Genomic DNA, 15,730 nt, shown 5'->3' on the forward strand with positions numbered 1-15,730 from the left:
ACGATTTGGGAGTTTCAATTGCTACTATCTTATTCTTTTAGCTCTAAGAGGAAATCTCTCAGGCCCTCACGCCAAGGTCGAATATCCTGAAAACCGTTCGTACGTATCGATAGATGCTCCATCACCGAATTCCGAGGACGTGGTGCAGGTCTCGGGAACTGTTCCGTAGCGCATGGTTCAAGCTTAGCGGTGAATTTCAAACCCAATATATCCTCAGCCTCTGCAAAGATCGCCTGTGTAAATTCAAACCAAGTACATGAGTCACTATTTGACGCATGGTATACACCATACTTCTCAGTTTGGACAAGCTCAAGCAAGAAACGAGCTAAATCGACTGTATAGGTAGGCGAACCTTTTTGGTCATCTACGACTTGAAGCATTGGCTTTTCTTGACCAAGCTTTAGCATTGTTTTGACAAAGTTATTACCATATTTACCGTACACCCATGATGTGCGTACGATAAAATACTTAGAGGAAAGGGATTGAACTAACACTTCACCCGCACGTTTCGATTTACCATATATACTCTTAGGGTTTGTATTATCATACTCATGGTAAGGTTGTACTCCCAAACCATCAAATACATAATCCGTACTAATGTACACCAGCTTAGCTCCAGCTTTTTCAGAAGCTAGCGCTACGTTTCGACTGCCCGTTGCATTGATTAAATAAGCTGCATCGATGTCACTTTCTGCCGCATCTACTGCCGTATGCGCAGCACAGTGAATGACAGCATCCGGTCCAAACTCACCAATAACCTGGATACACTGATCCAGATCGGTGATATCCATCTCCTGACGGTCGCAGCCCATTACATGGTGACCTTGATGCTGGAGTAGTAAAACAACATCCTGACCCAATTGTCCGGCCGCACCTGTAACAAGTACCTTCAGTTGAGCCATTATAGAGATTCTCCCAAACGATCGCCATACTGTAATTCAGCGTACTTTTGATATTCCCCTGATTGAATACGAGTCCACCACTTGGGGTTATTGAGATACCATTGGATGGTTTCTTTAATACCTGTTTCAAACGTATGTTTCGGCTTCCATCCCAGTTCGTTCATAATCTTAGTTGGATCTATACCGTAGCGGCGATCATGACCCGGACGGTCTTGAACATAAGTAATCAATGAATCAGGTTTGCCTAGTTCCTGCAATACCGTGTTTACAATATGCACATTCGTACGCTCGTTATTACCACCAATGTTGTAAACTTCGCCATTCACACCGTCATGAATGACTAAATCAATCGCGCTGCAATGATCCTCAACATACAACCAGTCGCGGATATTCATCCCATCGCCATAAACAGGCAACGCTTGATCAGCTAGTGCGCGGGAGATCATTAGTGGGATAAGCTTCTCAGGGAATTGGTATGGGCCATAGTTGTTTGAACAGCGGGTAATGTTCACGGGCAGTCCAAACGTCTCGTGATATGCCCGTACAAGCAAGTCCCCACCTGCTTTACTTGCAGAATAAGGACTGTTCGGAGTCAAAGGAGTTTCTTCAGTAAACAACCCAGTTGCTCCAAGTGATCCGTACACCTCATCCGTAGAAACTTGAACGAACTTAGTAACACTGTATTTTTTCGCCGCATCCAAAAGCACTTGTGTTCCAAGCACATTCGTCTTCACAAACACTTCCGGCTCCAAAATACTCCGATCCACATGCGATTCAGCAGCAAAATTCACCACTACATCAACACCTTGGCTTATCAGCGCGTCCATCGCCGCTACATCGGTAATGTCTGCCTTTACGAACTTGTGGTTCGGATGATTTTCAATTGACTTCAAATTTTCCAGGTTGCCTGCATACGTCAACGCATCTACGTTAACGATTTGATAATCAGGATGTTGTTGCAGCATGTATAATACAAAGTTGCTGCCGATAAAGCCGGCTCCGCCGGTAACTAGCAGTTTCATGTGTAGACCACCTTTTTAAATAATAAGTGTATTCAATCAATTTTAGGCTTACATTCTTTAAACAGCAGATTATATTCGTCCTTGTCTAACAATACCTGATTCGATATTGCAAAAATATTATCTGATGATCCATTCCATAATATGCCAAAATCATACTTAGGGGAATAGTATTCATCACTTTATATAATACATGGGAACCAATGATTATTTAGCAAGAGACAATCCATAGAACAAGTTTATCTTTTGTTTGTTAAAAAATATTTATTAGATGTTCATAACAGAATTATAACTAAACTCATTTAATGCCGCCATAAAAAACATTTTCAATTCCATTCAAGATAGTGTTAAAATTAGCTGGATTAATTTATAAGGAGAGATTGTAGTTTGAATAATTTAACAAATCCACCTAATGTGATGCTGGTTATACCTTGTTACAATGAAGAAATGGTATTACCTGAAACTATTAAGCGCCTTACTATTATATTGGATAATCTTATAGAGGCAAATAAAATTTTCGTTACAAGTAAAATTTTGTTTGTTGATGATGGAAGCCGGGATGGAACTTGGAATATAATCGAAGAAAATGGTAAAGTGAATAGTTTTGTTCATGGTTTAAAATTATCTAGAAATGTTGGACATCAAAATGCTCTCTTGGCTGGATTAACTTTTTCAAAAGATTTTTCAGATTGTGTCATATCAATTGATGCTGACCTTCAAGATGATTTAAATGTCATTGAGGAGTTTATAGAGAATTTTAAAAATGGTTACGATATAGTTCTATGGGGTTAGAAAAGATAGATCTACGGATACTTTCTTCAAACGGTCAACAGCTCAAGATTTCTATAAGCTTATGAGAACAATGGGTGTGGATCTTGTGTATAACCATAGTAACGATCGAACACAGTCGAAACTTTTTTATAATTCCAAATCATATGCTCCAGAGCTTGTATACAAGCATAAATGCATCTGAATATAACAATATAATACCTACCTTGCTAGCACTCCCAATGAAAGTTATGGGGGAAAGTTTCGTTAGTTATGTGTTATTGATTTTAATAATTTTTATTTTCCCAATGGCTCTTGTTCTTTCTTATTGCTTCTGCAAACTTGCAAAAATCGAAGAAACTCTTAAACTACCTTTTTCTGTTGTCCTTTTTATTACCCTTAGTCTTCCTATGCTCTATCTACCATTATTTTTTGGATACTTAGATGGTGTATGTTTATTAGCAGTTGCAATCCTTTGGTTAACAATAATTGGAATGGATTGGTATAAATATGATTTAAAGAAATATTCCGTAATAGCTATAATGTTAATATTATTAATTTTACAAAGAAGATATTTCTCATTCTTTGCAGTTGGTTTTGTAGTATCATTATTTATTTTTATTCTGATCAAGATGATTCAAGAAAAGGATAACAAGTTCCAGATATTAAAATATTTTATTATCAACCTCTCTTTTTCAGGGATAATATCCCTTGGATTTCTATTATTATTTTTTAAAGAATTCTTAAAACAAAGCTTCTTCAATAATTTTTCTGTTGCTTACTCAGCCTATAATATCGGTACCTATACCGACAATTTTCTGATTACCGGAAAATCCATTGGATTATTTATTTGTTTACTTTTAACGCTCGGATTTATCATCGGTATAACAAAAAAAGACCTTCGTCCTTTTACAACGTTGTTCTTTTCCTCATTTGGAATAACACAAATTTTATTTTTTAGAATTCAAAATATGGGTATTCACCACAGGTACTTATTATTCTCTCAAACAGTTTTATTAATTTTGATTTGTACCGGATGGTTTTATAACTTATTCCTTTCATAAAGAAAAAAATATTTATGATCTTCATTATCTTATTATTTCTTATAAACTTCCTTTATTCTTTTAGGCTAATTCCCATGTCTAAATTAGGTAATATTCTATATTCCAATGAATTTTACCAGCCAAAAATCAGAACTGATATTGCTCAACTCCAATTATTAGATAATGATCTAAAATCCATGTCAGATTCGAGTGGTTCACATATTTATGTCGTGGCCAGTTCCACTATTCTCAATGATGACATCCTTAGAAAATTGTATCTTCCAGATACTCTAAGAATACTCAATTGAACAAAACACTAGGGTTAAGGTCTATCAGAAAACGACTCCGTTCACAGAAGAGGAATTAAAATATTTGAGCGACAGATTTGATAGGTATTATTCAGAATTCCCAGATCTATTTAGAAATAGAATTGAATCTTCACCAACTTCATGATTTATTAAATGATACAGTTAAGATTAATTAAACAAGGAGCGGAGAAATCATTGTTAAATGAAAAAAAAGAAAGATTATTTTATTTGGATTTTATTAGAGCACTTTCCGTATTATCAATAGTTATTTTTCATTTTAATGCTTCTTTAGGATCACGTTCTATTGGTGTTATCAGAATTTTTTTCGACACTTATGCTAACGGTAACTTAGGAAGAATTGGAGTATCTCTATTTTTCATAATATCGGGTGCAGCATTAATGTATACTTATAAAAATGATTTTATAATAAAAAGGTATTTTAAAAAGAGGTTTTCTTCCATCTATCCAATTTTTTGGACTGCCTATGCGATCGTATTACTTTATTACTTTTATAAGTACTATGCTCTTAATCCATTCAGCCCCCAAGTTCCTAAATGGACCTTTGCATTAAGCATCATTGGAATGGATGGATATCTAGTTGCTTTAATACCAAACTATTATATGATTGGTGAATGGTTCTTGGGTTGTATCATTCTATTGTATATTTGTTTCCCCTTTCTAAGGATATTTTTAGTGAAATATCCCAAAACCTTAATACTCTGCACTCTTATTGTTTATTTCACAGTTGTCCAAAATTACGTTTTCAAAATACAAATTGACTATAATATTTTAACTAGATTGCCGGAATTCATATTTGGAATGTGTTTTGTGCTGTTTGTGAGGAAAGTTAATATTTATCATTTTATAATAAGTTCATTGATTCTTATATTTTTGTTTATCATCAAAATTGATATTCCATACATGTATATAATTACTATTACAGGAATTTCTTCCTTCTTTGTATTGGCTTATATTGGACAGTTTATAAGTATGGAAAAGATCAAAAAGCCTTTTATTATCATTAGCAAGTATTCATTCGCTATTTTCTTAGTTCATCATGTTATTATTGAACAAGTACTTGAGCGTTTTACAGGACGGATTATAACTCCTATAGAAACTTACTCTCTTTTTTTGATCAACTGCATCATACTGGCGATAATTTCATTTTATTTATATAAATTTTCCAACCATTTAAGCACCTTTTTAAAGCGCTATTTCTCGATTGCCCACAGTCCCACTAAATAAATACTAAGCTCGCGCATAAAATTTCGCCTCTCAGAATTTCTAAAAGACTTTTTAGATTCAGAGGGGCCCTTTTATAGGGGCATTAACGACGTCCACATTTAAAATTTGGGACCTTACAATAATAATTAAGAGGATAAATACACGGAAAAATAATTCCCATCTTAATAACGGCTCGAATCCGTAATCAGTGTTTGACGAAGGGACCGAAGGACGAAATGGACAAACATCTACTACTCCTGTATTTTTGTAAGTTTCTCCGAACAACCACAAAAGAAAAAAAGATGTAGACCAGTATATCAATAAGATACTCGACATATCAGAGTTATAAAAATTGATAAATTCGGTCCAGACTTACCGACGAACTTCACATCACATCGGAGTCATTCCCCACAGCTATACACATTACTGTTCCCTGCACAATTCCGATCAAAACGTGATCCGTTTCTTCACTTGAACTACAAGCAGTCATTATGGATTTAGCACAAACGCATCATATGCTGCTAAACTTCGCCCCATTGCTTCATATCGTTTGGGAATATAAGCAATCATTTATAACCTGGTATGTCTATTAGCCGAGCTTTGGTGCTACTAAACTGGGATTTGAGTATTTTTGTGAGCAAGGCGAGAGGATGTACCATCATACTGTTCGTAGTACCTTAAAAACGATGCGCAATTGGACATAAAAATCGCAAATACCATCAAAAGCGGTAGATTAACGCAACGGTAGAAAATCGATATAGTCGCCCTAAAGCTAAGCCTTTCAGCGTCGCCGATGCTTTAAGCGAAATCGAAGCCACTTTAAAGAATATAACTGCCATCTGATGCAAGCTGATGTCCAATTTTTGTCGTAATACATAGCAAATGTTTCACTCTCTAGTGAAACATCCGTAAACAAAAAGTGCACAAAGCCTTCGTCACCTAAAAGCTTGCTTCGTTTAACAAAACAGGACCACGGCATTACCAATCTCATTCATTTCGCCTTCATGGTGATGCGATACATTCAGTACGAAGTATGGTTCGCGATAATGAGACGGGAGCGGAAAAGTCTGTGACATGCCATAAACCCGATCGATTTCCGTGTACACATGTAGGACTGGTCTGAACTTCATAGAGCAGCGGTTTGCATCTGATGCCTTCAAATCATCTTTCACAACTGAAGGGAGTGATGAAAATCAGTTTACTCAATCGGGAATGGGCCTGTGACAAAGGCTTCATCTTTTTGAGCAATGGTATCATCGTGAATGACGAGAGCGTTTCTGTTATACGCAGAGAGATTTCCATAATCTAGCGAAGATATTCGGGTTTGCCCTTACTTCGCAGCACCGTTCATTCCATAATACCCAGATTGGTATCCTTTGGCGGTTGCCGACGTCATATACGTCTCGATATGTGCTAAGACAGGGTTAGAAAAATACTATGGTAGACGTTACTGCAACAAATAGTTGCGAATAGTAGTATGTTCAGATACTATGGCGGTGTGGGACATAGTAGTTTCTCCCTCATAAAAAATGTGTTGTGGTGACTAATCTTTCTTTAACACAAGCAAATCACTTATTTTGTTTTATATAATTTAAAGGAAGTGTATTTCATTTGTAGATATATGTATATTTCCTCAATAAAACTGCCCTTCAGAATCTCTAATTCTTTGGAATTCTGAAGGGCAGTTTTATTGTAATAATTTGCACTTTTTATCGTGAAGAAGATTAACGTCTACATTTAAAACCCAACAGAGATGTAGAGTTATACTTACTCATCATATTTAAACTCTGAAATTCATATATAGCCACTAAGTATTAAAAGCTTCAATAACGTGTTTTCCGACAGTGAATGGCGATATAGTTTACTTTTTTTTAAATATTGAAGCTTTGTTGTTATATTTTCTCTCGGTGCGACAAACATCTCCAACTGTTTTTTCATCTCACCGCTCATTCTATCTCCATAACAATTCTTAAATTCTAAAGCTTGCTTATATAAAGCCCTCTTCCCTTTATTCTCTGAAAAACTCTTCAATTTCCTTTTTAGTAGTTCTAATGAATTTCTGTTACCTCCAATTAAATTCTCTTGATGTTGACGATACAATACTGAAGGTTCTTTATCATAGAGTACTTGTCCAAATGCAGAAATACACAAGTATGACCACCAATCGTGCATAATCACATTTTTAAAATCCACATTTCCAAGTATCATTAATTTTCTTGCATTATTATTAAACACAGCAGTGGTTCCTACTACGATATTTTCAGCGAGCGCATTAAAGAAAGTGGGGCGTACATCTAATAGAAGCGGCCAAACCTTCGTCTGAGTTAAATTCTCATCAGTTAATAAAGTAGGAGTGAAGTACAACAATGGCTGGTTATGCTCCTCATTATTAAGTGCCGTTACTGCATTCAATAATTTATCCTTCAACCAAATATCATCTTGATCACAAAAGGCATAATATAAACAATTAGGATCTGCCAACCTCATCAATTCAAAGAAACTTTGTTTCGCCCCAATATTTGAACCCGCAAAATAACGGATTTTCCCTTTATACTTTTCAGCAAATTTTTCAATGTACATTAGTGTCGCATCTTCAGATCCATCGTCACGAATTAACAAACTTACATCTTGATAGGATTGAGCCAGAATACTCTCGATTTGAGCCGAGATATACTTTTCTCCGTTATATGAAGACAACAAAACTTGTACTCCCACTAAAAAGACACCTTTCAAAAATGAATTTTCCGCTGTTTCAACTAAGTAGAAGATAGTATATTCTTAACCATTAATGATACACCTTCTTTAAGTGTCGTTGTAGGTGCGTAGCCGGTTAAACGAATCAGCTTACTATTGTCCAAATGATTATTTACCAAGACTTTATTTTCAGAAGATTTATAGATCATTTGAATATCAACTCCAACTTCATTTTGAACTATTTCAATAACTTTTTTAATAGAAGTACTAGAACCGCTAGCGACATTAATAATTTCATTCGTGAGTGTGTCTACAGATAAATAGGCTGCCTTTAGAAAATCCTCAATAAAAATAAAATCTCGAGTTGAGTTCACATCTCCCCAAAAAATGAACTCCTCTTTTGTCAACGCTCGATTGATAAGTACTGGAATTATCCCCTGATTCTTTTGTGGATTCTGAATACCGCCGTAGGGATTTGAAACTCTTAGAATTAGATAAGGCAATTGATTAGTCTCATTTTGTTTGATTTTGATCAAATTCTCAAAGTACATTTTTTGCAATCCATAGATGTTCATAGGGTTTAAACTATCTTCCTCACGAGCTGGAGAATTCATCTCCCCGTAAACTGTACCAGCTGATGAAAGAAAGACAAATTTATTTATTTTTTTTTCTGCACATACATTAAGTAGATTAACAAAGGATAGATAGTATTCATTGATATCTCTTGTAACATCCAAAAAACTATTCGTTGCATTAATTGAACCTGCCGCATTAATTACAACATCTTCTTTTTCAATAACGCTTTGTAAATGATAAGTGTCTCTTATATCAATTTCATAAAACTCTATCTGAGGATATAAAAACTCTTTATGCAGCGACTTTTTTCCAGCAATTTTAACATGCCATCCATGTTGACAATAATAATTGGCAAGATGGGAACCTAAATAACCACATCCTATAATTAAAACTTTTCTCATTTCGTCCCCCAGTGGTTAGAGTACGCTATCTACTAGCGCATATTTGCTTATTATAATCATAACAGGGCATGCCATAGCAAGCAATTGCTAACCGCTTCAAAAAAAGCCCTTTATTTGTAAACCGAGTCGCATTACCCGAAATTCCAAATAATAACCACTTCATTTATCAGTATCCTTGCGGTAATAATATCTTAGTGATACCATTCTTATTGGTACTGGTACGATAAATGCATTAACAATTAATAAATCACTATTTTAGGGGGATTCCGGAAATAAAATGGAATATACTGGTGAAAGATTCATTCCCGACAGCGATGGTTTGGAAATAGAGGCAGAACATATTCATCGATATAAAGCTATCTCAAGCTGCATTAAAAATATGAATGTCCTTGATGCTGGTTGTGGAACAGGTTACGGCTCCTTTCTCATGTCGCAATTTGCCCAAAATGTTATTGGTATTGATATATCCTCTGAATCTGTTGAGTGGTGCAACAATCATTACACAGCTCAGAATAACTTAAAGTTTATTCAGGGGTCTTTAGATGCTCTTCCCTTTGATGATTCGGAGTTTGACTGTATAATTATTTTTGAAGTTATTGAGCATGTTGATACAGATATTCAGACTCTATTCTTAAAGGAAGCAAAAAGAGTGCTGAAACCCAGTGGAGTTCTAATTATGTCAACTCCAAACAAATCAATATATACCGACAAGAGTGGATATCATAATCCATATCATATTTCCGAGTTTTATTTGGATGATTTCAAAAGCTATTTAAAGCGAGAGTTTGATATTGTGAAATTATTCAATCAATCTTTATATCTCGTTTCTAGTATTAGAGATGAAGAAATGAACGAGCGGAGAGTAAGACTTATTCAAAATCCAGGTATCGAAGTTGAAGGAAAATATATGATTGCAATTTGCTCAAATGAGATCAGCGCTCTCACACCATTCGATTTGAGTTCAATCTATAAATATGACTCCACGTTGAGTACTAATATAGCTTCCTTATATTCAGGAAATGATAATAATGCTTACTCAGAAGATTCGAAACAAAATATTGCCCTGAGTTCAGAGAAAGACAATACTTTTTCTGTGAATTTCAAATTATCAGGAAACATTGATTGTAATAAATTTAGATTTGACCCTGTGGAAAATTGTTTTTGTATATGCAACATCGATGAAATTCAAACGGACGGAGAAGTCGAATCCATTTTGCCCATGAATGCTTTAAAATATTATAAAAAAGGGTTTCTTTTCATGAATATCGATCCCCAATTTGAAATAAAAGGTAGCTTCAATAATGCCACCTATCTTACAATAAAGGGATACTTTAAAATTATGACTCCAGTAGAATTAAGTGATTTTGTTAACGACATGTATAAACAAATGATAGATGCAACAAATAGTTAAATTATAGTCAATGTATTTCATTTCTTAATGGTGGTGTTTAAATGCAAGTAAGTGTAATTATTGCTGTATATAACAGAGCTGCTCTACTTTCAGACTTATTAGATCACTGGCGGAAAGTAGACGAAGTGACTAAGTATGAATATGAACTTATATTTTCCGATGATGAATCCTCAGATAATTCCGTATCACTTTTGAGGCAATGTACTGACTTACCAATAAGAGTATTGACTAATTCACATGGTGGGGCTGCTAAGGCCCGAAACCATGCTTATCAATATGCCACTGGTGAGATCATTATCTTTACAGGCGATGATATTTTTCCATCAACAAACTTTGTAAACGAGCATTATGAATCGTATCTAAAAAATGGAGATGATTACGCTACTCTGGGATGCATTGATTGGCGTGATGGCATACAAATGAATCACCTCATGAAGCACATTACTGATATTGGATGTGAGCAGTTTGGATTTGTGGGAATGCGCCCATACGAAATAATTGATTTTCGACATTTTTATACTTCAAATATAAGCGTCTCTCATAAAAAACTTCAACAATTAGATCAATTGTTTGATACTACTTTTAAAAAATACGGTTTTGAGGATGTGGAGTTAGGCTACCGCCTTTACAAACTCGGAGTCCAAATCATTTATAATCCGTCCGCACTCGGATATCATGATCACATTTACGATAGCGTGGTTAAATTTTGCAAAAGGCAAAGATCTGCAGGCGAGGAGTTAAATACCTTTAAACGTTTGCATCCAGAACTTAGTCTTAATGAAATAAAGTTCGATATTGATGAGTTTTATGATAGATATACTGAATATGCATCCAAAAATAATTATATTGATATCATTGGAGATGCAGGGAGAATATCTATTTCTTTGATGATGCAATGCACAAAAATCCTTGAAAAAATCTTAAAGAAAAAGAATTCATATAAAATCAAAAAAATATGTTCAAAGTTTTATTCCGCGATATTTAGTTACTATATGTTTTTAGGATTGGCCGAAGGATATGCTGAATGTCAGCCCGCAAATAGAAATACTGCACAAAGGTTTACTTTCAGGTATTTGTTTTTTGGCAGATCTCAATTATTTTATGATCTAAACAATAATTTTTCAGAAAAAAACTCTATATTCTTTAGAACTGCTGGCCAAAAGACATTAACAATTAAAACCAGTATACCTTATGAAGCTTTAGGACGAATACGCGTTGATCCTTTAGATCAATACTGTAAAATCAAGCTCAACTATGCTTATGCTCATTTAACTAACGGAGTACGTAAAGATTTGGAATTTGAATTCACTAACGCAAAGCAGGTTCATAGAAATTCTTATGATTTTTCAAATCAAATGGATCCTGTTATGATAACTGATTATCTACCTTCAGATACACATTCTGTAGAAATTAGTTATGATATTAACTATTTACTCAAAAAAAGGATATATCGCGTATCTTATAGAGCTGTCCGTTTATTAAAAAAAGCTGTAAAGAAACTGTGCAAATCTCTAATCAAAAAGGATCACAGAGTCTCTGCCCCCCATACCACTCCAATACCGGTTGTTAATCCTGAAGAGACTAAAAAAAAAGTATGGATAACTATTAGTGGAATCTCTAATGAAGAACTTGTGGTTTTGGTTGAGAATTATAAAAAGGAATGCCACTTTTTAAAAGATTTACACATTGATACTACATCTTGTCCATCGCTTGATTACAGAGAATATGTATATGAAATTACACATATTCATCACGCTTTGGAAACAAGCCAATTAATAAATGCTGCTCTGTGTTTATTAGAATATCACTACGATTTCATTATAATATCTGATTACTTAAAGCCATTTCCTATTATCTCAGCTTATTCTCTGAAGGACTCTACAATACTTGCCCGACATCTGGCTCCATTCAGTGAATTTACTAAAAGTATTCAAACCAGTACAGGAAGATTTATAAGAATTCCCGGCAGTCAACGGATTGCAAATGAGCTGGATGCAAATTCAGAACTTTTGAATATGAATTCACTGGATGAAAAAACTTTATACACGCATCAACCTAGGGAGATACTAAGGGTCAATAATCTGGATATGTCTCCGCTTAAGAAGGACCGTCCTGTTGTATTTGTATTACCTGTATTTATGGCAGTTGGTGGGGTAGAGCGCAATACTATCGAAATTATGGAACGCCTGAAAAACGATTATGACTTTGTGGTTATTAGCTTTGAATATCATCGGACTGAACAAGGCAGCTTATTTTATCAGATTGCCGAGTTAGGAATTGATTATTATGACTTTGCAGAGATCTCTTCATTTAATCACTATTTTGAGTTATTAGAAAAACTAAAACATGTTTATTCGCCGGATCTTTTGTGGATTTGCAATAGTTCTCCTTGGGTTATGGAAAATAACGCTAAATTACGGAGAGTATTTCATGATTCTGCCATTGTAGTACAAGACGTATATGACTATAAATATGGTTGGATTGAGTACTATGATAAGCCTGCCATACATTCTTATGATCGGTTTATTGCGATTAACCAAAAAATCCAAGATAAATTCACTACTACTTATGGAATTAACTCTGCTGATATAGATCTTATATATTCTGCCGTTGATACCCAAAAAATTCTTAAGTCTTCGTCAAACAATTACTCTAGAGAAGAAGAACTACTTCTTCTGAACTTAAATCCACATAAAAAGTATTTTTCCTTTATAGGACGCTTTACCGAGCAAAAACAACCGTTAAAATTATTACAATTAGCTAAGTATATTATTGAGTCTTATAATGATGTGGAATTTGTAATGGTTGGTGACGGTGAATTGTCTCCAGAAGTTGAACGAATTATTCAAAACGATCCAAATATGAAAAGCCGGATCCATCGCATTAAGTACATTTCAGAAGTATCAAAATTCATTAAAGCTATTGATGGACTTCTAATTGCCTCTATCTATGAGGGTTTACCTATTGTAACCATTGAAGCAATGTGCGTTGGGACCCCTATATTATCAACCGATGTCGGCGACATAGCATTATTTGTGAAAGATAACAACATCGGTGTTATCTCTGAAACTCATGAATTAGAATCATTAAAGAGTGCATTTGATAAGTTTTATTCCAATCTGAACATTTATAAACAGAATGCGAATAAGCATTCTAGTGAGCACATCGAATTCTTTTCTTCACAAAGAGCAGCAAAATTAATGAAATCATCTTTTCAAAAGGCTATAGAAAAATATAATCATTGAGCAATAGATATACAAAGGAGAGATTCACATTTTAGACTCAGTTCGTAATTTGTGGAGTTCTAGGCATCTACTCTTAAACATGTCAAAAAGTGACTTTAAGAGTAGATTTTCAGGCTCTTATTTTGGTGTTGTATGGGCCGTTATTCAACCATTGATGACGATTTTGATTTTTTGGTTTGTTTTCCAAGTTGGCTTCAGAGCTCAACCTATTTCTAATGTGCCCTTCATTTTATGGCTCGTTGCAGCAATGATTCCTTGGAATTTCTTTGCTGATGCTATTATTAATTCTACTGGTGCCTTTACCAGTTACTCTTTTGTGGTAAAAAAAATGGTTTTTAAAATAGGTTTGCTACCTCTAGTGAAGGTAACTGCCTCCTTCTTTTTAAATATTGCCTTCAATATTTTGTTGATAATAATATATACCGCTTATGGTCATTTTCCAGGAGTACACCTAATTAGCATTTTGTACTTTAATGTTTGCCTTTTTGCGTTTGTGACAGTATTAGCATACTTGATTTCAACATTAAATGTCTTCTTTAGGGACACTACGCAAATAGTAGGGATATTACTTCAATTTGGTATATGGCTAACACCAATTATGTGGGAGGAAAGTGTTATACCAGAAAAGTTTAGATGGCTCATAAAACTCAATCCTATTTATTACATTATCAATGGATACCGTGAAGCTTTAATTAATCATACTTGGTTTTTTGCTCATCCGAGGCTGACAATTTATTTCTGGGCAATAATTATTGTAATTGGGTTAATTGGAATCAGCTTTTATAAACGAATGAAATCACATTTTGCAGATGTGCTTTGATTAATGCAAATATTATTCCGGCTAATGCAAGGAGTTGAAATTCTTGGATCGTCTAATTAACGTGGAGAATATATCAAAAGTATATAAACTCTACAACCAACCTATGGATAGAATAAAGGAAGTTTTAAATCCAACGAATAAAAAATATCATCAGAACTTCCATGCGGTAAATCAAGTATCATTTAGTGTGAACCGCGGAGAAACTGTGGGGATTATCGGAAAAAATGGGTCTGGAAAGTCTACTCTCTTAAAAATGATTACTGGAGTACTAACACCTTCTTCTGGACGCATTGAAGTAAATGGGAATATATCCGCACTACTTGAACTAGGGGCAGGCTTCAATGGCGATTTGTCTGGTTTTGAGAACATCTATTTAAATGGCACACTACTGGGATATAGCAAGGAATATGTAGATAAAAGTCTGTCGGATATACTGGATTTTGCAGATATTGGTGAGTTTATTCATCAGCCTGTTAAAACCTACTCAAGCGGGATGTTTGTTCGCCTCGCTTTCGCAGTGGCTATAAACATTAATCCGGAAATATTAATTGTAGATGAAGCTTTGAGTGTCGGAGATATGAGATTCCAACAAAAATGTTATCGTAAAATTAGAGAAATTAAGAAGACAGGAACGGTTTTGATGGTCAGCCATGATACAGGGGCTTTAGCCAGTTTCTGTGATCGTATCATTTGGATGGACGGTGGACGCATCTTTAAAGAGGGAAGACCCGATAAAATACTAGATGAATATCAAGCTTTCATGAGTTACGACATTAAGGAAATGCAGTCAGTAACCTCATATAATGTAAATAACGAAGAAACTATGGAAGTTAATCAATCACCAAATCAAACAAATGCTCAAGCTTTCGGCAATGGCGACGGTTACTTTGAAACTCTTCGTCTTGTTAATCTTGAAACCGGTAAAGAGTCTGTCACTGTTAGTGGCGGAGATGCGATAGGCATTGATTTCACTATAAAAATTAATAATGAGGTTGATATGCCGATATTGGGTTTCACTCTTAAGGACGCCCTTGGGAATTCAGTGATTGTAACCAACACTCATTTTGAAAAAGTAGTACTTGAACCCTTGAAAAAGGGACAGACCTATCATTATCAATTTACAATGAAATTCCCTCACTTACGTAACGGTAAATATTCTCTAGATATTGCGTTAGCAAACGGGACCTATCAAGCTCATGAACAGATTCAATGGATTAATGATGCCTTAATTATCGTGGTGAGAGATGAACGCCCTTATCAAGAAGGACGCGGATATTTGGTCCCAACCGGAATAGAACTTAAGAAAATTGAATAGGGGA

Annotated in this window: 11 protein-coding genes and 1 pseudogene; 7 read left to right on the forward strand and 5 right to left on the reverse strand. The window is 34.9% G+C overall.

Annotated elements, in window-relative coordinates:
* Nucleotides 1-29: 29 nt before the first annotated feature.
* Together rfbD and rfbB are read right to left on the reverse strand one after the other, a co-directional pair.
* Nucleotides 30-893, reverse strand: coding sequence for a dTDP-4-dehydrorhamnose reductase (gene rfbD / locus MHB64_RS28100; RefSeq protein ID WP_341136129.1), 864 nt, complete (start codon nt 891-893; stop codon nt 30-32).
* An 8-nt stretch (nt 894-901) separates the two neighbouring features.
* Complete coding sequence (gene rfbB, locus MHB64_RS28105) at nt 902-1,924, reverse strand: dTDP-glucose 4,6-dehydratase (protein ID WP_341135825.1); 1,023 nt, start codon at nt 1,922-1,924, stop codon at nt 902-904.
* A gap of 384 nt (nt 1,925-2,308) precedes the next feature.
* Here rfbB and MHB64_RS28110 point away from each other — a divergent pair.
* From MHB64_RS28110 to MHB64_RS28120, 3 genes and pseudogenes are all read left to right on the forward strand, one after another.
* Nucleotides 2,309-2,834: pseudogene (locus MHB64_RS28110) on the forward strand (glycosyltransferase family 2 protein); the annotation flags it as partial.
* Between the two features lie 97 nt (nt 2,835-2,931).
* Entirely contained in the window at nt 2,932-3,753 is an 822-nt protein-coding gene (locus tag MHB64_RS28115; protein ID WP_341135826.1) for a hypothetical protein, read from the forward strand.
* 482 nt (nt 3,754-4,235) lie between these two features.
* Nucleotides 4,236-5,285 carry an acyltransferase family protein gene (locus MHB64_RS28120; RefSeq protein WP_341135827.1) on the forward strand — a complete coding sequence of 350 codons (1,050 nt, stop codon included), beginning with the start codon at nt 4,236-4,238 and terminating at the stop codon, nt 5,283-5,285.
* Between the two features lie 935 nt (nt 5,286-6,220).
* Here the strand turns inward: MHB64_RS28120 and MHB64_RS28125 are convergent.
* The 3 genes from MHB64_RS28125 to MHB64_RS28135 all read right to left on the reverse strand — a co-directional run bounded on the left by MHB64_RS28125 (nt 6,221) and on the right by MHB64_RS28135 (nt 8,935).
* Nucleotides 6,221-6,394, reverse strand: a complete 174-nt coding sequence (locus tag MHB64_RS28125; protein ID WP_341135828.1) for a hypothetical protein — start codon at nt 6,392-6,394, stop codon at nt 6,221-6,223.
* A 664-nt stretch (nt 6,395-7,058) separates the two neighbouring features.
* Complete coding sequence (locus tag MHB64_RS28130) at nt 7,059-7,979, reverse strand: glycosyltransferase family 2 protein (protein ID WP_341135829.1); 921 nt, start codon at nt 7,977-7,979, stop codon at nt 7,059-7,061.
* 41 nt (nt 7,980-8,020) lie between these two features.
* On the reverse strand, nt 8,021-8,935 hold the full coding sequence (locus MHB64_RS28135; RefSeq protein ID WP_341135830.1) for an NAD-dependent epimerase/dehydratase family protein: 915 nt from the start codon (nt 8,933-8,935) through the stop codon (nt 8,021-8,023).
* A 277-nt stretch (nt 8,936-9,212) separates the two neighbouring features.
* Between MHB64_RS28135 and MHB64_RS28140 the strand changes: the two genes are divergently transcribed.
* The 4 genes from MHB64_RS28140 to MHB64_RS28155 all read left to right on the forward strand — a co-directional run bounded on the left by MHB64_RS28140 (nt 9,213) and on the right by MHB64_RS28155 (nt 15,726).
* Nucleotides 9,213-10,346, forward strand: a complete 1,134-nt coding sequence (locus MHB64_RS28140; RefSeq protein WP_341135831.1) for a class I SAM-dependent methyltransferase — start codon at nt 9,213-9,215, stop codon at nt 10,344-10,346.
* A 41-nt stretch (nt 10,347-10,387) separates the two neighbouring features.
* Nucleotides 10,388-13,591, forward strand: coding sequence for a glycosyltransferase (locus MHB64_RS28145; protein ID WP_341135832.1), 3,204 nt, complete (start codon nt 10,388-10,390; stop codon nt 13,589-13,591).
* Nucleotides 13,592-13,670: 79 nt separating this feature from the next.
* On the forward strand, nt 13,671-14,411 hold the full coding sequence (locus MHB64_RS28150; RefSeq protein ID WP_341135833.1) for an ABC transporter permease: 741 nt from the start codon (nt 13,671-13,673) through the stop codon (nt 14,409-14,411).
* 43 nt (nt 14,412-14,454) lie between these two features.
* Entirely contained in the window at nt 14,455-15,726 is a 1,272-nt protein-coding gene (locus tag MHB64_RS28155) for an ABC transporter ATP-binding protein (protein WP_341135834.1), read from the forward strand.
* The last annotated feature ends 4 nt before the right edge of the window (nt 15,727-15,730 follow it).

The sequence above is a fragment of the Paenibacillus sp. FSL K6-2859 genome, assembly GCF_038008265.1.
GTDB classification, from domain to species: domain Bacteria; phylum Bacillota; class Bacilli; order Paenibacillales; family Paenibacillaceae; genus Paenibacillus_AQ; species Paenibacillus_AQ nitricinens.

Excerpts from the sequence above, each read along its gene's own strand:
- rfbB (WP_341135825.1), bottom strand. The coding sequence starts at position 1,924 with ATGAAACTGCTAGTTACCGGCGGAGCCGGCTTTATCGGCAGCAACTTT.
- MHB64_RS28140 (WP_341135831.1), top strand. The coding sequence starts at position 9,213 with ATGGAATATACTGGTGAAAGATTCATTCCCGACAGCGATGGTTTGGAA.
- MHB64_RS28150 (WP_341135833.1), top strand. The coding sequence starts at position 13,671 with ATGTCAAAAAGTGACTTTAAGAGTAGATTTTCAGGCTCTTATTTTGGT.
- MHB64_RS28115 (WP_341135826.1), top strand. The coding sequence starts at position 2,932 with ATGAAAGTTATGGGGGAAAGTTTCGTTAGTTATGTGTTATTGATTTTA.
- MHB64_RS28135 (WP_341135830.1), bottom strand. The coding sequence starts at position 8,935 with ATGAGAAAAGTTTTAATTATAGGATGTGGTTATTTAGGTTCCCATCTT.
- MHB64_RS28145 (WP_341135832.1), top strand. The coding sequence starts at position 10,388 with ATGCAAGTAAGTGTAATTATTGCTGTATATAACAGAGCTGCTCTACTT.
- MHB64_RS28125 (WP_341135828.1), bottom strand. The coding sequence starts at position 6,394 with ATGAAGTTCAGACCAGTCCTACATGTGTACACGGAAATCGATCGGGTT.